The organism is Roseibium sp. RP-7, assembly GCF_053005225.1.
Map to the genome: position 1 here is coordinate 2,377,510 of NZ_JBRKQA010000001.1, position 23,387 is coordinate 2,400,896.

The window sequence follows — 23,387 nt, forward strand, 5'->3', positions numbered from 1 at the left end:
GGATTTTTCGTGAAAAACGCGATGAAGACGCGTTCGCTCGCTGAGATTGTGGAATTTGCCCGCCTTGGCATAAATCGTCAGCTATCTTTGATCCGGATTGGGCGATTCCGCGCCTGATTCCGAATCGTATGACCGCGATCCAAATCGCGCCAAAACGGCGCGTGGTTACTGTTGTTGGTGTGTCGACAGACAAAAAAGAACCCGCGGCAAAAGCCGCGGGTCTGGTGTTTTCAGCTGAAGCCGCGTTCAGCCGAGGTTCAATTCCTTGAAGAAGTCGTTGCCCTTGTCATCAATGACGATAAAGGCCGGGAAATCCTCGACTTCGATTCTCCAGACGGCTTCCATGCCCAGTTCCTCGAACTCGACCACTTCCACCTTCTTGATACAATCCTGCGCAAGGCGAGCGGCCGGACCGCCGATGGAGCCGAGATAAAATCCGCCATGAGCCTGGCAGGCGCGGCGCACCTGAGCGGAACGGTTGCCTTTGGCCAGCATGACCATGGAGCCGCCGGCTGCCTGGAACTGATCGACATAAGCGTCCATGCGTCCTGCGGTTGTCGGACCGAACGAACCTGAAGGCATTCCCTCCGGTGTCTTGGCCGGGCCAGCGTAATAGATCGGATGGTTCTTGAAATAGTCGGGAAGGGGCTCGCCGCTTTCCAGCCGGTCGCGCAGCTTGGAATGGGCAAGATCGCGGGCAACGATCAGCGGTCCGGAAAGCGACAACCGGGTCTTGATCGGGTGTTTGGAAAGTTCGCCCAGGATTTCGGACATCGGCCGGGTCAGGTCGACCTTGACCACATTGTCGGACAGGTGGTCGTCGGTGACCTCCGGCAGGTATTTTTCCGGGTGCATCTCGAGTTGCTCCAGGTAAATCCCGTCTTTCGTGATCTTGCCGACGGCCTGCCGGTCAGCAGAGCAGGACACGGCGAGGCCGATTGGCAAGGACGCGCCGTGACGCGGCAGGCGAATGACACGCACATCGTGGCAGAAATACTTGCCGCCGAACTGGGCACCGACGCCGGTTGCCTGGGTCAGTTTGTGGATCTCGGCTTCCAGTTCAAGGTCACGGAAGGCATGTCCCAGTTCCGACCCTTGCGTCGGCAGGCCGTCAAGATAGCGGGCCGAAGCCAGTTTTGCTGTCTTGAGGTTCATTTCCGCAGACGTGCCACCAATGACGATCGCAAGGTGATAGGGCGGGCAGGCAGCAGTACCGAGCGTGAGGATCTTTTCCTTGAGAAATTCCGCCAGCCGGTCATGGGTCAGCAGGGATGGTGTGCCCTGGAACAGGAAGGTCTTGTTGGCCGAACCGCCACCCTTGGCCATGAACAGGAACTTGTAGGCATCTTCACCTTCGGCATAGAGCTCGATCTGTGCCGGCATGTTGTTGCTCGTGTTTTTTTCCTCGAACATGGAAATCGGCGCAAGCTGGGAATACCGCAGGTTCTTTTTGAAATAGGCGTCCCGGGAACCTTCGCCGAGTGCGGCTTCGTCCGACCCGTCGGTCCAGACCCGGCGGCCCTTCTTGCCCATGATGATTGCGGTGCCCGTGTCCTGGCACATCGGCAGAACACCGTGGGAGGCGATATTCGCGTTTTTCAGGAGGTCAAACGCAACGAATTTGTCGTTCTCGGTCGCTTCCGGATCTTCCAGGATCTTTTTCAGCTGTTCCAGGTGGCCTGGACGCAGGAAATGGTTGATGTCCTTGAAGGCCTCTTCGGCAAGAAGGCGTAGACCTTCAGCTTCGACAACCAGTACCTCTTCGCCGTTGAACTCGGCTGTCTTGACGTGGTCCGACGTCAATTTCCGATACGGGGTCTTGTCTTCTCCCTGAGGGAAAAGGGCGCTGTGCTGATAAGCTGGAGGTGTGAGCGGAGCGTTCATAGGAGGCTTTCCTGATCTGGCTGCTTCCCGTCACATCGGGAAGCGCTGGAACGTTGAGTGCTGTTCTCATACGGCAAAAAGGCTGCGGACGCCAAGTGCCGCAGCCTGATCAAATGGTCGGAGCCGGAAGTCTTGTTTGCCGAACGCGATGTCAGCGGATCGCCGTAAGATCCAGGGTAACGGTGACGATATCTCCGACCGTGTCGGTGCCGACGCCGCTGCCAAGCTGATAGTCGAGCCTGTTGACGATGGCCGTCCCCTTAGCTGTGGCGGTGTCGCCCGCGATGTCCAGGGTGAAATCCATCTCGACCGGCTGGGAAATTCCCTTGATGGAGAGCGTGCCCTGTGCCCGGTAGCTGTTGCCTTCGACAAGCTCGACAGCGTCGGACGTGAATTCGGCCGTCGGGAAGTCCCCGGCGTTGAACCAGTCCTTGCCAGGCAGGGTGCCATCGAACTGGGCGTTGCCGGTGGTGGCGCTCATGGGTTTGATTTCAGCGCTGATCTTGGCGGTTTCAGGGGCCGCAGGATCAAAATCGATGTCTGCTTCCCACGACGCGAAGACGCCAGTCAGCGTGCCGCCGCCCTGTTTGACTTCAAAGCCGAGCTTGCTCTTGTCCGGATCGACTTTCCAGGTGTCGGCAAACGCCGGTGCGGTGAAGGTCGTCGCCGACAGGACTGCAACGGCATATGTAAAATGCTTCAATGTCATCTGCGGATTTCCAGTTCGTGTTGTCAGCTATCGGCCTTGGCGGGTGCGGTTGAAATCATGCGTTTCAACGTGGCGTCGCGGGCGATGAAGTGGTGTTTCAGCGCTGCTGCGACATGAACGGCAATCAGCGCAATCAGCAAATAGGCCCCATATTCATGCAGCAGCTTGAAGAAGGTTTCCGCCTGTTCCTGCGAACCAAGCACACCTGGAACCGGCAGATGCGGCACTGGCCAGGTGTTGAACAGGATGGTCGGAATGCCCCACGGCGAGGCCGACACCATGAACCAGCCGGTCAGTGGCAAAGCAAACAAAAGCGCGTACAGGCCGACATGTCCCAGATGCGCCCCGGCCTTTTCCAGCGGGTGCATGTTGTCAGGCAGTTTCGGCGAAGGATTGAGAAGGCGCCAGACAAGACGGAGCACGGCAAGCGTCAGCACCACAAAGCCGATCGACTTGTGCAACTGATAGAGCTCAAAGGTTGCCTGTTCGGTCGGGGGAAGCTGGTGCATGTAGAGGCCGAGGCCAAGCATGCCAATGATCAAGACTGCCATCGTCCAATGGAACGCAATGGCGATTCTTCCATACCCGGTTGAAGTGTTGCGCAGCATGGCGGCTCCTGGAAAACGGAGGCCGGTCTGTCCGGCCTCCGAGGGTGTTCACTTAGTTGGTCGCGTCGGACTTGAGCGCTTCGGAATGGAAGGTCACGGTAATGTCGTCACCTACATAGGGAACATACATGTCCATTCCATAGTCGGAACGCTTCAGAACTGTGGAAACGGCAAAACCGGCAGCTTCCTTCTTCGCCATCGGGTGCTCACCAAGTGCTGTGACATCAACGGTCAGGGTCACCGGCTTGGTGATGTCCTTGATGGTCAGGTCACCGGTCACTTCCAGCTGGTTGTCGCCGGTCTTTTCGACCTTGGTGCTCTTGAAGGTCGCCTTCGGGAATTTTTCAGCGTCAAAGAAGTCCGCGCTCAGGAAGTGCGCGTTGCGCTCTGCCCAGAACGTGTCGAGGCTGCCGACGTCGATCGTGAATTCGATGGAGGAATTGGCAGGCGTGTCCTTGTCGATCAGCAGCGTGCCTTCCCATTCGCCGAAACGGCCTTCGGTCGTGGAGTAGCCAAGGTGGTTATAGGAGAAAGCCAGGTTGGCGTGGGACTTGTCGAAGTCGTAGGCCACCGGTTCGGCAAGGGCGGTGCCTGCGACGAGGGAAAGGGCAAGCGCAGAAGCTGCGAGACGGATCATGATCAAACCTCATAGATGTTACCAGAAGCGTTCGCTCATGAACGCTGCAGACTGGAACATAGGAAGAAAATTGTGCGGTGCAATTTGACTGACTGTTCGTAAATGCTGAACAATAATTCAGTTGATTTCTTCACCGTTAACTGTGTGGCTTTGGAAAGATTTTCAAGCGTCAGGGGGATAGAAAGTCGACCCTGCGGTATTGGGTGAGAATCGCGATAGAGTTCCGAGCGTGAAGTTAATTGTTCAGTCATTCAATTAAGGGTTGTCGCATCCGGTAAGCACATGAAATTGCGAGGGAAGTTGTAGTGTCATCATTTCATCAAGAATTTCAGGCACCTGTTTCATCGACTTCCCTCTAGAGTGGCCGTTTGCCAGCCCTATCCAAGCTCCGGATATCACTCTGGAGACACAGGAGACCTAACCGTGAAACAAGCCGTCGTTGTGTGCCACCGCGGAGCCAGCCTTCAGGCTCCGGAAAACACGATTGCCTCGCTCGAGGGAGCAATTGCGCTTGGCGCCGAGGTTGTCGAGTTGGATGTTCGGCCGTCCAGGGATGGCATCCTCTACGTGATGCACGATGCAACTGTTGACCGGACGACGAATGGAAGTGGCCGAATTTCGGATATGACTTCCGACGAAATTGACCTTCTTGATGCAGGAAACTGGTTCAAGGAGACCTTCAAGAACGAGCGAGTTCCAAGGCTCGACGCGTTTCTGGATACCTGCAAGGGCCGTATTGGCACCTATGTTGAGATCAAGGAAGGCGATCCCGCGGAAATTCGCGACATGCTGGCAGTCCGCGGCATGCTGAGCGACGCCTGGACGTTTTCGTTCGATCAGGCAATCCGCGCTGAAGCCCGTGCAAAGGTACCGGATCTGCGACGCATGGTTCTTTACGCTCACGTTGGTTCGGTCGAGCGCGCCGTTGCCCAGGGTGCACATATCCTGGAATTCCATGAAGATGACCTGGAAGAGAACCTCATAAACGAGGCAAAGCAGGCCGGATTGATTACGCAGATGTTCTACGCCGGGTCTGAACGAGCCGTTTTCGAGAAAGCCGTGCGCTGCGGCGTCGAACAAATGAACATCGACCAGGTCGAAATTTTCAAGTCCGTGGAAAAAGAGCTCTTGGCAACAGTCTGACGCTCCGGCGTTATGCAACTTGCACTGCGACGGAAATCATTGACTGGCGTGGCCGGGAACTTACGGGTTCCTGGCCGATTTGTTTTGGATTGATTGAAAAAATATTTTGAGCCTCATACGCCATTTCGATCAGGGATCGCAGGTATCTATGATTGTGATTTTTCTCTAGTAATCCAAAAATACAATCTTAAATAGTTTTAATATTAAAATTTTATCTAATATGGGAAAAAGTTGGAAACGTTAGATGATAGAACAATTTTTACTAAAAGAATGAAATAAAAAGGTTTCCCATTATAATTCAAGTCTTGTTAACGGGGGCGGAATAGCTTGCCGAGCTTCTGAAGCCGGGCCAAGAGAGGGCTCCCATGTCCAACAAAATAAACGTCAATCGCTCAGGTCAGGCCAGTTGCATGGCAGCAAAAGCTGATGACGTTGGACAGTTCTGGGAACGCCGGATGCGGTTGGCAGCGTCGCTTCTGCTGGCTGCCCTTATGGCCTTCTGGTTTTCTCAACAGGCATTGTCGCAAGACGAGGAGACGGGTGGCACGCCGTGGCACTGGTCGGTCGAACGCGTCAGCGGCCGGGTCATGGTGCAAACGCGTACCGGCGAGACCTTTGCTGTCAAGCGTGGCATGACGGTGCGCAAGGGATGGAAGATCAAGACCGGCGGTGGGCGTGTAGTCATCAATCGGGGTGAAGAAACATTCGTTGTTTCTCCAAATTCTGTTGTGACGCTTGAGCCGAAGGGCGTCCTGATCAAGCGAATGGTCGTCTACCAGGACCGTGGTCAGGTAGATGTGGACGTAAAGCGCCGGTGGTATCGGCATTTCAAGGTGGAAACCCCTTTCCTTGCCGCTGTTGTCAAAGGAACTCAGTTCAGGGTTAAGGTTGGCAACAGGACTGCGTCGGTCAATGTGGGGCGGGGCGTTGTCGGTGTTCATGATTTTGCATCCGGAGATCGTGCCGACGTGGGCGCCGGTCAGGCGGCCGCAACCAACCCTTCGCGCCGCGTCGGTCTATCCGTCAGCGGGAAGAACAAGCCTGAAGTGCGTTCTGGCCCCAAACGGGCCCCTTCATTCGAAACGCGCGTAGTGAAAAACGTGCCAGCTACCAAAGCTGAAGCAAGAGCTGCCAATGGCGGCAACCGGGGCAATGCTGGAAATTCCCGCTCGGGGAACAACGGCAATGGCAACTCCGGTGGCAATGGCAACGGGAATTCCGGTGGCAATGGCAACGGGAATTCCGGTGGCAACGGCAATGGCAATTCCGGTGGCAATGGCAACGGGAATTCCGGTGGCAATGGCAACGGAAATTCCGGTGGCAACGGCAATGGCAATTCCGGTGGCAACGGCAACGGCAATTCCGGTGGCAATGGCAACGGAAATTCCGGCGGCAACGGCAATGGCAATTCCGGCGGCAATGGCAACGGCAATTCCGGTGGCAACGGAAATGGCAAGGGTCGGTAACGCCACTCCGTCTGCGAAAAGGCATCGCCCGGGATATTAAATCTCGCTGCTGCTGAAGGCGTTCCAGGAATATGACGACAAGCAATCCGTATTGCCGGACGCAAGTCGTGGAGGTCGGGCTGGGTAACTCCGTATGTTACGGAAGATTACCTAGCTCCTTTCTGTTTTGAAGTAGTCGTTTATCGCAACTAGTGACGAGCATAGGCAATATTTTCCGCCTGTCTTCACGTTGGGTTAAACGCTGAAATGCTACACAGGATGTGTAGAGCTCAATAAACCTGTCCGTGGGTTCTGCGCACGGCATTGACATTCAGTCGTAACGTGTTGAAGAGCAAGATGAAAAAAGACGCTATGTATTCAGTTGAGCGGAAAGCAGGATCACTTCTGCGGGTCCTCTTGCTTGCAGCTCTGGTCCTGTTTCCTGCTGCTGCGAATGCTTCGGACTGGGTCGTCAAACGTGTGTCCGGCATCGTTTATTTCGTTGCGCCTGGCGTGGAAGCATTCCGTGTCAAAAAGGGCATGGTGTTTGAAAAAGGCTACACCATCGGAACCAGGGCAGGTGCCCGCGCTCTCATAGGCAGAGGCGGCGAAACCATCGCCGTTGGGCCAAACACCACCTTTGCCATGTCATCATTCCGCAGCAATGGAACAAAGACCACGCTGCTGCAGAGAAAGGGGACGATCGAGGTCGATGTTGAAAAACGGCAGCAGCCGCATTTCACCGTCGAAACCCCGTTCTTTGCCGCTGTGGTCAAAGGTACGCGATTTGAGGTCAATGTGCAGGGCAAGCAGGCACGCGTTTCCGTCGAACGTGGCGTCGTCGCTGTGGAAGATTTCGCTTCCGGCGACAGGGTGGACCTGACAGCCGGTCAGGCTGCTGCCAGTGCACCGTCGAACCGGGTTGGCCTGTCTGTAAGCGGTCGCACCAAACCGACCGTAAAATCTGGAGCCAAGCGCGCGCCTGCATTCGAAACGCCGGCCGTGAAAAACGTGCCATCAAATGCAGCAGAAGCGAAATCGGCGAACTCGAACGGGAATGCCGGCAAAGGTAACAACAATTCCGGCGGCAATGGCAACGGAAATTCCGGTGGTAATGGCAACGGGAATTCTGGCGGAAACGGTAACGGCAATTCCGGTGGCAATGGCAACGGGAATTCCGGCGGCAACGGCAACGGGAATTCCGGTGGCAACGGAAATGGCAATTCCGGAAGCGGTAACAACAACGCAGGCGGAAACGGTAACGGCAATTCCGGTGGTAACGGCAACGGGAATTCCGGTGGCAATGGAAATGGCAATTCCGGGAGCGGAAACAACAATGCCGGCGGGAACGGCAAAGGCAATTCCGGAAACGGAAACGGAAAAAACAAGAATTGACGGTAATCAGGATGCCGCAGGTGCGAGGCTATGCCACTGACACCTGAAGTGCGGACTGAGAAAGTGGGCGGTGGGTGTGCTGATCGGAAGCTCTGAACAGCGGAAACGGATAGCGAGCGCGGTCTTGATCGTGGTCGGCGTGATCGCCGCTGTGGCTGTTCTGCGCACGGTTGCCCTGACCACGGCGTTCGACCGGTTTCTATGGGAGTTTCGTTTCCACACGATCGAAAGACCGGTCTCCGGCGACATCGTGGTCGTGGATATCGATGCCAGAAGCCTGAATGAACTCGGCGTATGGCCATTGCCGCGCCGTCTTTATGCCGACCTGACAGATCATCTGGCTGAAGCGGGCGCCCGCGACATCGTATTCGACATCGATTTCAGCTCAGCTTCCAATCCTGAAGATGACACGCTGTTTGCAGCCGCGATCGAGCGCGCCGGTAACGTCAGCCTTGCCGTGTTTCGGCAAGCTGCTTCGGCTGAACAGCACGCTGGGGAAGTCGTCAACCAGCCGATCGAACAGTTTCTGAATGTAGCCTGGCCGGTCGTCGTCATGGTTCCGATGGAAACCGACAGCCGCATCTGGCGAAATCTGTACGGTTTCGAAATCAATGGGAATTCGGAGATCTCTGCCGCGGCTCTCCTGGGTGAGTACACCGGAGACGCAGCCGGAAGTTTCGGCATTGATTACAGTATCTCACTGGAACAGATTGAGCGGGTATCGCTTGTTGATGTCCTGAACAAGTCAGCGGCCCCAGGTCTGTTTCTGGACAAGAAGGTGATCGTCGGTGCAAGTGCGCAGGAGCTTCGCGACCTGTTTCCTGTTCCCGTCTACGATGTCTTGCCGGGAAGTGTAATCCAGGCTCTCGGCGCCGAAACGCTGTTGCAGAACAGGGCCATGGAAGTCAGGGGTGAGGGGATTGCGGTCCTGTGGGCACTCCTTGTTTTCTTCGCTCTGCTTCTGACGAAAATTGAAGGCTGGTCCCTCAAGATCAGCATTCTGGCACTCTGTGCGATCATGTTTGAAATTGGTGCCATTGCCATCCAGAAGTCGGCTCCCGTTCTTGTGCCGACCGCAAGTTCGCATCTCATTCTGCTTTTGGCAGCCGCAAGCATCGTCCTGCGGGAACTGGGCTTTCACAAGTTCCTCTCGCACATCGCCAACGTCAGACGCCGCAACAGCGAGCGTATGCTCGGTCTTGTCTTCGACGACAGCTTTGATGCAATCGTCGTCCTTCAGAATGACGGTCGTGTCTCCGCTGCAAGCCAAATGGCCCGCTCGTTGTTCCAAAGCGATGCTCTTGTCGGTAAGCCTGCCAGGATTGTACTGCCGCTGGAGCTGGTTGAAGAAGCTTTGTCAGTTCTTGCAGATCCTGGAAACCGTCAGCCGGTGGCCAAGATCCTGGACATGCGCCTGGATGACGGAAGACGCCGGTTTATCGAATATGTCGTCACGCGCTCTGAACGCACGGTCGCGAAATCGAAGAAACTGCGCGATATGGAAATCGAAGCGGTCGCCTGTCTGACATGTCGGGATGTGACGGAAGAAAAGGAATCCGCGGAACGCCTTGCTTATCTCGCACGGTTCGATCCAAGCACCGGGCTTTTCAACCGGAACGGTTTTGAAGAAGAAGTTGCCGCAACGCTTAAGCTGGCTCGCGGCACGGGCCAGGAAGTATGTCTGGTTCAGTTCGCGATTGCCAATTTCGATCAGATCGTTGCTTCGCTCGGATTTTCCTACGGTGACCAGCTTCGTGAAACGGTCGCGATGCGTCTGAAAAGCCATCTTTCCGCTCGCACGACATGGGCAGCCATTACAGCAGATGTTTTTGCAGGCGTATTTCGCTGTGAGCCGGATCAGGATCTGGCGCTGATCGAGTCACTCCAGGAAGTGATCGGCGAAGATTACAAGATCGAAGGCGCCAGGATCTCGGTGCAGCTCAAGTTCGGGTACATCGTTACCAGTGGAGACATGACACCCGAGCATCTTTTGAAGAAATCCGGCAATGCACTGGCCAAAGTCCGGCGAAACAACCGGTCGCCGGTCCTGCGTTTTCTGCCGGAGATGGACGCAGCGCTGCAGCGCCGGCGCCAACTGGAGACAGAACTCTTCAAGGCAATCGTCCGTGACGAGCTGCACATGGTCTATCAGCCACTCACAAATCTGGCCGACCGGTCGATCTTCGGTGTTGAAGCCTTGCTGCGATGGGACCATCGGGAATTGGGACCGATCTCGCCCGCCGAGTTCGTCCCGATTGCCGAGGAGAACGGTTATATCGTGGAATTGGGCGCATGGGCACTGAACAGGGGAATGAAGGAAGCGCTGACCTGGTCGAGCCACCTCCGTCTGTCCATCAATGTGTCGGCCATACAGTTCAGTCGCGGCAATCTTGTTGCCACTGTCGGCGAGGCGCTGCAAAGAACGGGCTTTCCTTCGGACCTACTGGATCTGGAAATCACGGAATCCCTGTTCATCGATGAAACGCTCGACCTGAAGTTTGCCATGGAAGAAATGCGGGCGTTCGGCTGCAGCTTCTCACTGGACGACTTTGGGACCGGCTATTCTTCACTCGGCTACCTGCCCAAGTATCCGTTCTCGAAGATCAAGCTCGACAAGACGTTTGTTCGCCAGTCGATCGCCAGCAAACAGGACATCTCCGTGATCGAGGCAGTGCTGCATATGGCGAAGGGCTATGGAATGTCCGTCATCGTCGAGGGCATCGAAACCGGTGAACAGGCAGAGCGGCTTCGCGAACTGGGCTGCAAGTACGGTCAGGGCTACCTTTTCGGGCGCCCCATGAGTTCCGCCAATCTCCAGTCGACACTGCTCAACGCAGCGTAATGCGTCCCGGCGTTGGGCCGGGACGCAAGGCAATTACATGCCGAGGCCGCCGATGCAGCTGTATTTCACGTTTAGATAATCGTCCAGGCCGTACTTCGATCCTTCGTTGCCCATGCCGCTGTCCTTGACGCCGCCAAAGGGAGCAACCTCCGTCGTGATGACGCCTTCGTTGACCCCGACAAGACCGTACTGAAGCTGTTCCATGACGCGGAAAGTGCGGCCAAGATCCTTGGTATAGAAGTAGCAGGCGAGGCCGAATTCGGTGTCATTGGCAAGTCGCACCGCTTCTTCTTCAGTGTCGAACTTGAACAGAACGGCAAGCGGGCCAAAGGTTTCTTCGCGCGCCACTTTCATATCGGACGTCGCCTTGGTGATCAGTGTCGGCTCGAAAAACGTTCCCGGGCCGTTGGGGCGGTGTCCGCCTGTAATAAGTTCACCACCCTTGGACAGCGCATCCTGCACGTGATCGGCGACCTTTTCGACCGCAGCTTCGTTGATCAGCGGGCCTTGGGTCGTTCCGGCTTCAAGACCGTTGCCGACCTTCAGCTGCGCTGCCATCGCGTCCTTCAGCTTCTGGGCAAAAGCGTCGTAGACGCCTGCCTGCACATAGAGCCTGTTGGCACAGACACAGGTCTGCCCGGAGTTGCGGAACTTGCTGGCAATTGCTCCTTCGACGGCCTTGTCGAGGTCGGCATCGTCGAAAACGATAAAGGGCGCGTTGCCCCCAAGCTCCATGGAGATCTTCTTCATGTTGCGGCCAGCATTCCCGGCCAGCAGCTTGCCGACACGGGTTGAACCGGTGAACGTCAGTTTCCGCAGGACGGGGTTCTCGCACATCTCCTCGCCAATCGCCGGAGCGTCACCTGTGATGATGTTGATCACGCCCTTGGGAAGACCGGACTTTTCCGCCATCACGCCGTAGACCAGCGCTGAATAAGGGGTGAATTCGGCAGGCTTCATCACCATTGTGCAGCCGGAGGCCAGGGCTGCGCCAAGCTTGCGGGCAATCATCGAATTCGGAAAATTCCAGGGAGTGATCGAGCCGACGACCCCGACAGGTTCCTTCGTCACCAGAATGCGGCGGTCTGCCCAGGGCGAGGGGATGGTGTCGCCATAAACCCGTTTGCCTTCCTCGGCAAAGAAACGGATGTATTTCACACCAAGCGCAATTTCGCCTTTGGCTTCTGCAAGCGGCTTGCCCATTTCCGTGGTCAGGAGGGCGGCCAGGTCGTCCAGGTCGGCCATGATGGCATCGCAGAGAGCGTGCATATGGTTGGCCCGTGCCTCGGCCGTCAGCGCTTTCCAGGCAGGAAGCGCGGCCTCGGCAGCCGCAATCGCCCTTGCGGTTTCAGGGCGCCCGCAAAAGGGAACGGTTCCGATTGTCTCTCCGGTCGCAGGGTTGGTTACGGCGACGGTCTGTCCGCTGTCCGCGTCGCTCCATGCTCCGCCGATAAACACTTTTTCCTTCAAGAGTGCAGCATTCAATGACATGGGTAGTTTCCTGAACCGTGAGAGGGGCAGACGCTGGTGGTCTGACGGATCGCCCGGCAGTGAGTGCATTCTGACGAACGCGAGGAGCGGAGCCAGAAAGGCTGGAGGGTCCAGCTTTCGGGCCTTCGCTCGATTCCGGCCAGGAAATCGTTGACCTAGAGATAGGGGGGAGGCGCGAGGTCTGGCAAGCGCTTTTCCCGGCCAAGCGTACTGGTGCCGGAAAATAGCGGGCAGACAAACAAGCAGTCAGGCCACGGTCTGGCGACCCAAGAAGGGCGGGGATGCGGCTGATGCACTTAACGCCTGCGCCGAAGGACACCAGTCCCATTGCTTTGCAGAATTTTGAGCCAAGCAAATCACACGTTTGAAAACGGCCACCTTTTTATTGGCGGCCGTCACAAGAAGATTGGTCATTCAGCGAAATGGATCAGCCTTCAAGACGATCCTGTAGCGTGGCAATCTCGTCGGCAAGTGCCTGAGCCTGGCGTTGAACCCTGTCGAGGGCAACGCGCATGCTGTCGAGATCGGAGGTCGTGCTGCTTTCCGAAACCGGCGGTGTACCTCGGCCAACCAGCAGCCACGTCGGGCTTACATTCAAGATACCGGCAAGCAAAACGAGTTTGTTGGAACGCGGTTCGGACCGGTCACTTTCCCAGCTCTGCAGGGTGGATGTCTTGATGCCCAGCCGACGTGCAAGCTGGGCGGTCGAAAGATTGGAGGCATCGCGCGCCTTGCAGATCCGTTCACCCAGAGTGTAGTCACTGCTGTTCACCGACATGATTGCACCCCCGTCATTCACGGCTGTCTCCGTCACCGAAAAAACGGTTTCCTCCGGATGGGACGGAGTATTTCTCATAAATTGTTTGGTCATGGCGGGCACACTCGCACGAGACACAAGTGCACCGCAACCGTTGGCGGGCAATTTGTCGCAATCGCGGTTTCCAGCGGCGGCTACACGCTTCGCCCCTGTCAGATTTGCCGGGAACGGGAGTGGGCTCAATACTCGCGTTCAAAAAAGATACCGGCCTTAGAAGATCCGTCCGCACCGACTTCACCACGGACCTTCAGGCCGCGGTCCAGGTCAATGTCGACCTTCACCCGGCTGGAACCGGTACCCGTGCCTTGTTCAACGCCGACGTAGATGTTGTCATTGATGTATTTGCCGACAGCGACAGAAGGGCCGTTGTCCCCGTCCGTGTTGATGTCGATGGCATCCAGGCCCAGAGACTTCCGGATCGTGGCAAGCGGTCCGTTGTCGCTGCCCCCGGTGAGGGTGGCTATGGCCGCCGCAAGCCGTGCCACCTGTGTGGGCGACAGGTTGCCGACGCTCTTGCCGAACAGAAGCAGTGCCAGAACTTCATCTTGCGGAAGTTCGGGGGACGAGGAGAATGCGATCTGGGGATCGTCTGCCTCGCCGCTCACGGTAACGGTGATGGTGGTGTCGCTCACGACTGTCGTCGCCGCAAAGTCGAGGACAGGCGTCAGTGAGCCCTCGAAAGTGGCGTTGCCGCGAGAGAAGATCAAGCGGCGTGTGAGAATGTCGAGCTGGCCACGCTTCAGTCCGAAAGCACCGATTGCCTGCGGCGAGGCCGTTGTGCCGACGATCTTCAGATTGCCCTGTAGTTCCGCATCAAGACCACGACCGCGAATGAAGATCCGTCCCGGTGCGGACAGGACGATGTCCAGACGCGGCGGGAAGGTCTTTTGCTGGGTCTGTGTTTGGGAGACTTCGCCACCAAGTTCTGCAACCTGCTGCTGGATCGCCTTGGAAGCATTGATATGCCGAACATCAACGGGAGGTATCGCACCGGGCAGATACTCGGGAATTGAGACGTCCGCCTTGTTGATCGATACCTGACCGCTGATAAGGGCAGATGCGCTGGTAGAAGCAAGCGGACCGGAAACCTTGAGATCTGCATCCACTTCCGCAGTCACCAGGCCAGGATCGACGTAGCGCCCATTGTCCAGTTTCAGGCTGAGATCCGCCGGAAATCCGTCCTTCATGCCAACAGTGCCTGACGCAGACATGGAGCCGCCCGTCGCAAGGTCACCGGCAATGCCGTTCAGCGACGCTTCGTTCTGGCTGACAGAAGCAGTGCCGCGAATGTTCTGTACAGTGATACCCGTCGACAGGCTGGTGATCTTCAAACCGTTGGGCGTGGCGGTGATCTGGTAAGTGGGGGCTGCCGCCGAACCGCCGACATTGCCGCTCAGGGCGATTGTACCTTCACCCCGCAAACCTGCCTCGATCATGGGGCGTCTGAGAGCCGCAGTCGGCACGTTGCCATTCAGGGTAAGAGCAATCGGATTGGGTTTCTGCAGCCCGACCGTTCCCGCAGCCGTGAGGTTCAGTCCATTCGGATCGCTGACCTTGGTCGTCTGGTCGATCCGGTTGTTCTTCAATGTGCCTGAGGTCGACAGACTAAGCGCGGCCAGACCGTTGTTTCGCAACTCGTTAGCCGTCAGACCTGTTCCGGAGATCGACCAGGTCGCTTCGGGAGCCGATGAGCTGCCTGTGGCAGACACCTTCCCGGAAAGAGCGCCGCCGAGACCAAGCGAGGGGACAAAGGCGTTGGCAAGATTGAGCGGAACGGATGTCAGGTTGGCGTTCAGGTCAAGCGTCTCGCCGGCCTTGCCGGACACCGCAAGCGAGCCATTGCCAAGCTGAAGCTCCAGTGGTTCGATCGTCGCTTCACCGGCCGCATAGGAAATAGTCGTCGGCTGCTTCAACTGGCTGGCGATACCCTGATATCGCATGGCAAGCTCGGACAGGGCGACGACGTAGGAGCCAGCTTCCGGTTCGTTCACCTGCGCTGCAAGCGTCACGCCATCCTTGCCGTTCTTGTCCAGCTTGACGTCTGCCGTGATTGCGGTGCCGCCGTTTTGAGGCTGGGCTTGAAGGCTCACCGCATGAACCGGGGTCGCATCTGTCAGGATGTCTGACAGCTGAATGTCCGCAGTGACGGTTTCCGGCTCGTATGGGGCAGTAAGATTGGCCTTGAGCTTCACGCTGCCGAGACTGACTGCGGGCACGCTGATATCGCTTCCGGAAACGTCGAGTGCGAGTTGCCGCGTTTCCGGATTGGCTGTCACTGTGCCTTGAACACGTCCGGCGATTTCCGTCAGAAGGAGCGGAGAGAGCGAGGCAAGGTCCGGAGCATCGATGTTCAACGTGCCTTTGAGCGTTTCAACAGGATTGTCGAGATCTGCCAGAGAAAGTTCACCGGTCACGGTGTTGCCGGCCAGTTTGACGGAAAGCGGGCTGACACTTGCCCCACCGTCCTTACTGGTGAGCTCGACATCAACGGCAATGGGTTGGCCGTTCAGGCTGGCACTGCTGGTAATCTTGGCTGTAGGCGCGGCGGGGTTGGCCGTTGCCTCAGCAGAAAGTTTCAAGTCATCCAGTGGTGTGCCTGCAAGCATGATCTGCTTTGAAGAGGCAACCGCCTGCACTTCAAGCGCGTCGATCGGACCTTCCGTGCTCGCTTCGAGTTCCAGCGAGCCGGCAAGTTGCGGATCGACCTTTGCGAGATCGGCAAGGCTGGTCGTCAGGCTGGAACTCAGTTCGTTCTGCCGGTAACGGGCATTCCCTTTCGCATCCAGCGCCTTGTTCGAAACAGCGAGACTGGTGACGGAAATATCGTCCACGCCTTGAAGATCGACAGACACGTCGATGCGTGTTTCACCTTCAAGAAGCGCGTCGGCCTGAGGAATTGCCGTCCCGACATCCCTGGTGACGAGAGCGCTGGTGATCGTGCCCGACAGTTGGCTTGGATCAAGATCCAGCGAAAATGTTCCGTTCAAAGCACCGGCCAGATCACGGCCTGCCAGGCCCGACAGACGGGAAAGGTCAGCGAGCGAAAGCCTGCCCGATCCGTTGACAGCGTCGGCTGACAGGTTCGTGTCCGACAGGGCAAGCGAGGCGACAGAGGTTGAAAGGGTCAGATCCTTGATCTCGGCCGATTGGGTTGAGCCGTTCACGGCGCCCGTAGCCTTCAATTCAAGTGAGCCGGTCAAAGGCTCTGTTTGCGGGGTAATGCCTTCCAGCCCGTCAATGGCGAGCGACAGCGAGAAGGGTGACGTCAGCGTTCCTTCGGAGAGATCTGCTCCATTTCCGAAGGACGACAGCGTGATGGCTCCAGTCCTGGCTTCCGTTGTCTGCAGTGACTTCAGGTCAATCTTGGTTTGCCAGTCGACCGCGGAGCGTTGTCCGGAAACACGTACCGTTCCGGTCAACGGACCGAAGGCAATGCGCCTCTCGCCAAGGTCGAGCGCAATCAGCGCGTCATTCCCGGCACTTACGGCAAGATCCGCCGTGGCGTTGACGGCATCGTTCTCAAGATCGGCCTTTGCTTCCAGAGAAAGTGTTTGTGTTTTCAAGGTCAGGTTGGCCGAAAGAGGGGCGAACTCCGTAGAGAACCTGGCAGCTCCTTTGGCATTTGTCGTTCCGAGCAGAAAGGCTTGTGCCGCGGGAGGTGCAAGCGGCGCGAGATCGCCGTCCAAATCGAAGGCCAGATGCCGTTCGGATGCATTTTCCTCGATTTTTGCCGAACCGGTGACGGTGGTCCTGCCATCGAGAGCCACACTCAGGTTGGCTGCCCAGTCGGTCAGGGGACCATCACCTTTGAGCGACAGATCCAGCGCGGGCAGGTCGGGAACTTCAAGAAGCCGTGCGGCAAGTCCCCCACGCGGTTCGGACACTTCAATATCGAAGGCAAGCGTTTCGGCGGCGGGTTCAAACTGTGCCTTGGCCACAAGACCGGCTTCTATGCCGTCGATCCGGTGCAGGTCGAGGTCGGCAGTGACAAGTGCCGGGTCGAGCGCGAAAGAGCCTGATCCTGCGGCCGTCAGGGAGACAGGTACTCCCAGCAGGGGAGCACCGAGGTTGATTTCGTCAAGGCCCAGACGTTCGAGAGTGACGTTAAATGGCAGCGATACACCGCCCGATGAGCTGCTCTCCTCGGTCACTGCCACCTCTTCAGCCGGTGGCTGGACAGGTGTTCTTTCCAGATCTATCCGGGATGCGGTGAGAGAAGAAATATCGAGATTGCCGGCAAGGAGCCGCATGGGATGCCAGTCGGCGGCAACGTTCTCGACGTTCAGCCAGGTTCCTTCCTTGTCGGCCAGGGAGACCTTGCCGACTTCAGCCTTCAGCCCAAAGCTGATGTACAAATCTTCAATCGTGATGGTCTGATTGTCGGACGAGGCAAGCGTGCTGACGACGCTGGACACAAAGGTGCGGCCCGCCGGCACTTGCAGGACACAAAGGGCGAGGACGGGAACAGCAATCGCAACCGCGATCAGGAATCCGAAGATTCGCAAGGAAAGTTTCAGAAAACGCATCTGCGTTAGAACGCCTGGCTCAAACCTACATAAAGGGCGAAGTCCGGGTCATCCTGTCCCGGATCCAGCGGCACCGCAGCATCGACTCGCAGCGGGCCTATTGGAGTAAAGTAGCGCAGACCAGCGCCAACGCCCACCTTCAGGCTCTCGGAAAAATCAGGAATGCTATCTTCGTATGCATTACCTGCATCAACAAATCCAACGATTCCAATAGTTTCGGTTACCATGACGCGAACTTCACCGGAAAGCTCGATAATTGAGCGTCCACCGGTAACTTCACCATCCTTGCGTGGACCGACGTTGCGATAGGCGTAGCCACGGATGGACCCGCCACCACCGGCGATGAACCGCCGGCTGGCGGGAACCGATTCCACGGACGGCGCCAGGATCGACCCTGTGGAGACGCGGCCTGCAAGAATGAAGCGCTTGGCCTGATCGAGCGCATAGTAACTGGAAACAGTGCCTTTGATGAAACCCATCGCGTTGCTGTTCAGGGTATCGTAAGCGGGCTCCGCAAACAGGGCTGCGAAAATCCCCTTGGACGGATTGAGCTTGTCATCACGGTTGTCGAAGGTCAGGTCCGCCGGCAGTCCAACCAGCAGATAGTCGCCATCGCCGAAGGCGTCTTCTTCATTGGCGTAAAAGACCTCGGCGCCCGCGCGGCCTTTCAGCTGCTCGGAAAATTCCCTGTTGAGATAGGCGTCATAGGTAATCGACCGGCTCTTGTAGGCGTCGGGATGTTCCTGGCGTGCCTGCAGGCTGGTCGAAAAGCTGGTAAGCGGGCCGAAAACGCCTGGCTTTTCAAAGGCGATCCGCGCCGAGTACTCCATGTCGAGGACGCTCTCGTTGCCGATCCTGCCAACGGACCCTTCAACAGAGAGCAATTCGCCCCGGCCGAAGAGATTTCTTCTGCGCCAATAGGATTCGACACCAAAGCCCTCGGTACTGGACCAGGAAGCACCGGCACCGATCACGTGGCGCTTGCGCTCGCTCACCTCGATGGTGACCGGCATGGTGCCGTCAGGCCCTTCGATTTCGCCTTCCACGAGCCGGATGGACGAGAAGATGCCGAGTTCGTTGAGCCGTTTGCGTGCACGGGCCAGGTCTTCAGGCGAATAGACGCCTCCGACCGGAAGCATTGCCTGCTGGACGACGAAATCCGGGTCAGTGACTTCCGTACCTTTGACCGAGACCGGGCCGAAACGTGCCTGATGGCCGGCATCGGCGATCAGCGCCACGGCGAGGGTGTTGGTGCTATGGTCCGCCGTTATCCGGCGTTCCGCGATCCGCGCCTTCGGATACCCGCGATCGCGCAGAACCGCGATCATGCGCTTTTCCGCCGTCAGGATCTTGCCGGAAGCAGCGACCTCGCCTTTCGCGAGGCCCCAGAAGGACGGGTCGGTGGACAGATCGCCGTCCTGGGACGAAACGTCGATATTGCTGAAGGTGAAGACCGGCCCCGGATTGACCAGGATCTCAACCTTCACCGGCCGAGCGTCAGGCAAATCACTTTGTTCAAGAGCGGTTTCAAGTGGAATGCCTGCAAGCGTGATATCGACAGTTCCACCGTAGCGGCCATCGGCATAAAGCTGGGCGATCAGCCGTTCGCGATCAGAAAGAGAGCGTGCGAGCAGGCCTGCCTCGCCGGAGGGAGGCTTTTCCTGTTGCTGCACCAGCAGCGAGGCGTCTTTCAATTCCTTGGTGAGATCATCCGCACCATTGGAGATTGTCAGGTCTGCCTCGTAGGGCAGGGGATCGGGAACAGCGTTGGCTTCGTCTTCCGCCGATTCGAAAAACTTCCAGCCGAAAATTTCAAAGGAATTTGCGGGAAGGGGAGCTGCAAGAAGAAGGGCACAGGCCAACCCAGCGCCAGCCGGGCGCAACGCAACAAAAGAAACACCGCCAGCCAACCAGGCTGCCAATGAGGAAAATGCGTTGAAACGCTTGCCGGCGAACCTGCCGGACTTGCAAGACGGTAGACCCTTCACTCACTGCCGCCTGTTTAATTGGTCAGCCGAATTGCATCTGATAACAGCGCAATTCAACCATCTGCGTTTGCAGCCCCTACGTTACGCACCTTAAAGGGCCATGGTTAAGCGAATACAAACACGATAGACCATGGCGCCGGAACGAGTTCAAGAGAGAAGGTGGCACAAGACTTTAGTGAATGTGCCGCAAGAACGCGCGAAAATATTCTTGCGCGCGCTTTCGTGCCGGCCGGTTATTACTCAAAAAAGCGCTTCTTCCTCCGGAAGGTCAAGCAGACGGCGAGCAGCCGTCAAGGTGTTGACCATCAGCATGGCAATCGTCATTGGACCAACGCCGCCGGGAACCGGTGTTATGGCACCTGCAACCTCTGCTGCTTCTGCAAAGTTCACATCGCCAACCAGGCGAGCCTTGCCTTCACCCAGGTCCGGAGCCGGGATTCGGTTGATGCCGACATCGATAACGGTCGCGCCCGGTTTGATCCAATCGCCCTTGATCATCTCCGGCCGACCGACCGCCGCGACGACAATGTCCGCGGAACGCACGACGTCCGGCAGGTCTCTTGTGCGGCTGTGAGCGATCGTGACGGTGCAGCTTTCCTGAAGCAGAAGGCTCGCCATGGGTTTGCCGACGATGTTGGATCGGCCCACCACGACTGCATTGAGACCCGACAGCGTGTCGCCGAGTGTACGCTTCAACAGCACCAGGCTACCGGCAGGTGTGCAGGGCACCAGCGCACTGTCCCGTTCTCCGGCAGTAAGCAGTCCAACATTGACCGGATGGAAACCGTCGACATCCTTTTCCGGACGGATGAGGCGCAGCACCTTGCTCTCGTCGATATGTCCCGGCAAAGGCAGCTGCACCAGAATTCCGTGAATATCAGGGTCGTTGTTGAGCTGGTCGACAAGTGCCAGCACAGCGTCCTCGCTGGTGTCGGCAGCGAGCGTGTGTTTCACGGAGTGAAAACCGCAGGCTTCGGCGGCCTTGTCCTTGTTGCGTACGTAGACCTGGCTGGCAGGATCCTCACCCACCAGGACGACCGCCAGACCGGGGCGTTTGCCGCTGGTTTCCAGCAGCTTGGCTGCCCGGTTGGTGATTTCTTGCCTGACACTTTCCGCGATAGCCTTGCCATCGATGATCTGAGCCTTGGGCATTCGGCCTCCTCATTGGTCGCACGTCTTCTTAAACCGGCGACAAGCTATAGAGCTCTGTATCGAAATGAAAAAGGCCGAATGCGTCTTTTACTGCTCTGGTTTCGCCATGCGCGCCTTTTTGACGCCGACGGCCCGGTCAAAGTGATTCTGCGAAATCGTGAAGTTCCGAGATGGCGCAAACGATGTGATAGAGCGAACTTGCCGGTGCAGGTTCATCGACGAAGGTTCCGTCGGGAGAGAGCTTGTCTCGCCACAAGCCGGCGGGGACATCTGCAAAATAGACCTTCAGTGCCTGGACGGCTTCCGGAATATCCGCCAGGTAGGCATCCCTTTCCGCACCGGTTGAAACTTCTGCCAGAGCGACGGCGGCCTTGATCCATTCCGTCTGTCCCCACAGGCGTGCCATGGGGTCTCTAACGGAAAAATCGTCGTTCAAGGCCATGAAGGCAACACCGCGGCTTTCGTCTATGCCGTAGGTCCATGCAATGTCATAGAGACGCCGCGCAGCAATCAGGGCGCCCGCATCCATTCTCGATTGCCCCCATCTTGTCAGGAGCCACGCCCATTCGAACTGGTGACCGGGCTCCATGACACGGCCCTTGTCACCATCAAACGGGGTCCAGTCGCTATTGAAGAATTCTCGAAGCCCGCCTGAAACCGGGTCGATGAAACGCGTCAGGGCAAGTTCGGCGATTTCATCGGCAAGGTCCGCCCAGGCAGAATCTGTGGAGACTTTTTCCCATGCGAGGCACGCTTCGAACATGTGCATGTGCGGATTGGAGCAAAGCGGTGCCTTCGCGGGAGAGGCTTCTTGAAATCCTGCTTCCGGATGACGATAGGCTGTCATCAGATGGTCCAGCAGCTTGTCGGCGTGTTCGCTTGCGCTGGTTTTACAGGCGGGAAGATCCGCTGCCAGCTTGGCGAAGCCAAAGAGGGAAAAAGACTGATTGTAGAGGTCGAAACTCGTGTCTGTGACTGTGTTATTCATGTCAACACAAGAGGCGTAGTGTCCGTCCGGCATCAGGAACGTGCTCGTGTACCAGCGATAAAGTTCGGTCGCTAATTCCTCGGCTGGTCCCGTCCACCCGAGCTTCTTGCCTTCCAGAAAGGAATAGATCTGCCTGCTCACGACCCGCGCGCGCCGCGTGACCGGAAGGCCGGCGCCAGTTTTGAGGTCGATAACGTCAAGACTGGTTTTTGTTTGCGGGTCGATACCGGCAGTTGACCAGAGCGGCAAGGCCGAATCCCGCAGCCAGATTGTTAATTCTGACGAGAGAATTTTAATGTTTTTAATGTCGTTATGCCGGTTGCTGGCGGTCATAAGATACCCCGAAGACAGATGTTGGAAGCTCTGACGCTGAATTCGATTATCGACGCTCACATGCCGAACAGAAGACGATAAATTGGAAATTTATCAATTCACTAGGAAAAGACGGTGTAGTGTTACAGCAAAGTCACAGCTGGGAGGTTTCTCCCGGGGAAAGCTGCGATGCGTCTTGGACAACCTTGCAAGAGGGTGTTACCAGACTTGGCAGCAATTTGGGTGGATTGGGTACTAATGCGTTTTTTGTCAGTATTGGCGGCTGCCGGAGTTCTGTTTGGGTGCTCCGCCCTGCCGGGCGAGGGCCCGGCTGCGATAAATATTTCGTCGCAAGATGTCGAAAACAGTGCACAGACGGGTGATTACACCGTCGTCGTTGTCGAGCCGTCCAACATTGACACCATCAAGAATTACCGCCCACTCGCTTTCGCCAACCAGTTCCACGGAGTTGGAAGTGGCGGGTCTTCAACGCTCCTCGGCGTTGGCGACACGCTGAATGTCACTATCTGGGAAGCGTCGCCGGACGGCCTGTTCAGCAGTGGCGGTGGCGGATCGAGCAACATTCCGTCCGTTGTTGACGAGAGCGGCTATATCTTCGTGCCGTACGCTGGCCGTATACGGGCGGCAGGCCTCAGCATTGAGGGCTTGCGCCAGTCGGTGCAGCAGAAACTCGTTGGCAAGGCCGTTGAGCCGCAGGTTCTGATTTCCCTCAGAGACAAACTGAGCTCAACCGCGGTTGTCGTCGGCGATGTCGCCAAACCCGGCGTTTATCCGTTGCCGCTGCGAAATACTCGCCTGCTTGACCTCGTTGCGCAAGCAGGTGGCGCGCGCGACGCGACCTATGAGACCGTGGTTACGCTGAAGCGCGGCAACCGCGCCGGTACCACGCGTCTGGAAGACCTGATCGATTATCCGGAAAATAACGTTCTGATCGCGCCGAACGACAACATTCTTCTGTCGCATCGCCCGCGTACTTTCTCTGCTTTCGGTGCCCTCAAGGCAAACCAGCTCGTTCCGTTCAGGACGAAAACCGTCACGATGGCGGAGGCCCTGGCGACGGTGGGTGGTTTGCGGGATGATCGTGCGGACGCAAACGGTGTGTTCCTGTTCCGCTTCGAAGATGCTGCGCTTGTGCGAAAGCTCAAGCCTCTTCTTGCGGACAAGCTGACGGGGCAGAGCGTTCCTCTTGTCTACAAACTGAGCCTTCGCGATCCGAAGGGCTTCTTCATGTCGCAGAAATTCGAAATGCGGGACAAGGACATCCTGTTCGTTTCGAACCATCCGACTGCTGAGCTTGGCAAATTCCTGCAAATCATCGCTCCGCTCATCAGCAACTACTCTGTGGTAAGTAACATCACGGATTAACAGTTGCCGTACGAAGATTTAACGGCTCAGATAAACATGGTGGGCCGTTAAAGCCGGTAGGTTG

General features: G+C 57.2%; 15 protein-coding genes. 5 read left to right on the forward strand and 10 right to left on the reverse strand.

The genetic code is table 11. From position 1 onward, the window contains the following. Positions 1-246: 246 nt before the first annotated feature. From ACVDG9_RS10790 to ACVDG9_RS10805, 4 genes are all read right to left on the reverse strand, one after another. Positions 247-1,884 (reverse strand): fumarate hydratase, encoded by a 1,638-nt coding sequence (locus ACVDG9_RS10790; protein ID WP_447237950.1) that lies wholly within the window; start codon positions 1,882-1,884, stop codon positions 247-249. A 151-nt stretch (positions 1,885-2,035) separates the two neighbouring features. Continuing rightward, positions 2,036-2,593 (reverse strand): YceI family protein, encoded by a 558-nt coding sequence (locus ACVDG9_RS10795; RefSeq protein ID WP_447237951.1) that lies wholly within the window; start codon positions 2,591-2,593, stop codon positions 2,036-2,038. A gap of 23 nt (positions 2,594-2,616) precedes the next feature. After that, a complete protein-coding gene (locus tag ACVDG9_RS10800) occupies positions 2,617-3,201 on the reverse strand; it encodes a cytochrome b (RefSeq protein WP_077293030.1) in 585 nt (194 codons plus the stop codon). Positions 3,202-3,253: 52 nt separating this feature from the next. Then, positions 3,254-3,838, reverse strand: a complete 585-nt coding sequence (locus ACVDG9_RS10805; RefSeq protein ID WP_022999451.1) for a YceI family protein — start codon at positions 3,836-3,838, stop codon at positions 3,254-3,256. A 423-nt stretch (positions 3,839-4,261) separates the two neighbouring features. Between ACVDG9_RS10805 and ACVDG9_RS10810 the strand changes: the two genes are divergently transcribed. From ACVDG9_RS10810 to ACVDG9_RS10825, 4 genes are all read left to right on the forward strand, one after another. Beyond that, positions 4,262-4,981 carry a glycerophosphodiester phosphodiesterase family protein gene (locus ACVDG9_RS10810; protein WP_447237952.1) on the forward strand — a complete coding sequence of 240 codons (720 nt, stop codon included), beginning with the start codon at positions 4,262-4,264 and terminating at the stop codon, positions 4,979-4,981. 764 nt (positions 4,982-5,745) lie between these two features. Next, on the forward strand, positions 5,746-6,447 hold the full coding sequence (locus ACVDG9_RS10815; protein ID WP_447238301.1) for a FecR domain-containing protein: 702 nt from the start codon (positions 5,746-5,748) through the stop codon (positions 6,445-6,447). A 336-nt stretch (positions 6,448-6,783) separates the two neighbouring features. Beyond that, a complete protein-coding gene (locus ACVDG9_RS10820) occupies positions 6,784-7,821 on the forward strand; it encodes a FecR domain-containing protein (protein WP_228868503.1) in 1,038 nt (345 codons plus the stop codon). Positions 7,822-7,897: 76 nt separating this feature from the next. After that, positions 7,898-10,663 (forward strand): EAL domain-containing protein, encoded by a 2,766-nt coding sequence (locus tag ACVDG9_RS10825; protein WP_447237953.1) that lies wholly within the window; start codon positions 7,898-7,900, stop codon positions 10,661-10,663. A 33-nt stretch (positions 10,664-10,696) separates the two neighbouring features. Here the strand turns inward: ACVDG9_RS10825 and ACVDG9_RS10830 are convergent, their stop codons facing one another. The 6 genes from ACVDG9_RS10830 to ACVDG9_RS10855 form a co-directional block, all read right to left on the reverse strand. Further along, positions 10,697-12,154 carry an NAD-dependent succinate-semialdehyde dehydrogenase gene (locus ACVDG9_RS10830; protein ID WP_055653901.1) on the reverse strand — a complete coding sequence of 486 codons (1,458 nt, stop codon included), beginning with the start codon at positions 12,152-12,154 and terminating at the stop codon, positions 10,697-10,699. A 427-nt stretch (positions 12,155-12,581) separates the two neighbouring features. Beyond that, positions 12,582-12,953 (reverse strand): helix-turn-helix domain-containing protein, encoded by a 372-nt coding sequence (locus tag ACVDG9_RS10835; protein WP_228148044.1) that lies wholly within the window; start codon positions 12,951-12,953, stop codon positions 12,582-12,584. Between the two features lie 197 nt (positions 12,954-13,150). Continuing rightward, a complete protein-coding gene (locus tag ACVDG9_RS10840) occupies positions 13,151-17,497 on the reverse strand; it encodes a translocation/assembly module TamB domain-containing protein (protein ID WP_447237954.1) in 4,347 nt (1,448 codons plus the stop codon). A gap of 5 nt (positions 17,498-17,502) precedes the next feature. After that, positions 17,503-19,485: an autotransporter assembly complex protein TamA gene (locus ACVDG9_RS10845; RefSeq protein WP_022999443.1), complete on the reverse strand. Its 1,983-nt coding sequence runs from the start codon at positions 19,483-19,485 to the stop codon at positions 17,503-17,505. Positions 19,486-19,725: 240 nt separating this feature from the next. Then, on the reverse strand, positions 19,726-20,637 hold the full coding sequence (gene folD, locus ACVDG9_RS10850; RefSeq protein WP_022999442.1) for a bifunctional methylenetetrahydrofolate dehydrogenase/methenyltetrahydrofolate cyclohydrolase FolD: 912 nt from the start codon (positions 20,635-20,637) through the stop codon (positions 19,726-19,728). A 136-nt stretch (positions 20,638-20,773) separates the two neighbouring features. Then, on the reverse strand, positions 20,774-21,874 hold the full coding sequence (locus tag ACVDG9_RS10855) for an AGE family epimerase/isomerase (protein WP_447237955.1): 1,101 nt from the start codon (positions 21,872-21,874) through the stop codon (positions 20,774-20,776). Between the two features lie 321 nt (positions 21,875-22,195). Here ACVDG9_RS10855 and ACVDG9_RS10860 point away from each other — a divergent pair, with 321 nt between their 5' ends. Then, a complete protein-coding gene (locus ACVDG9_RS10860; RefSeq protein ID WP_297842535.1) occupies positions 22,196-23,323 on the forward strand; it encodes an SLBB domain-containing protein in 1,128 nt (375 codons plus the stop codon). Positions 23,324-23,387: the final 64 nt, after the last annotated feature.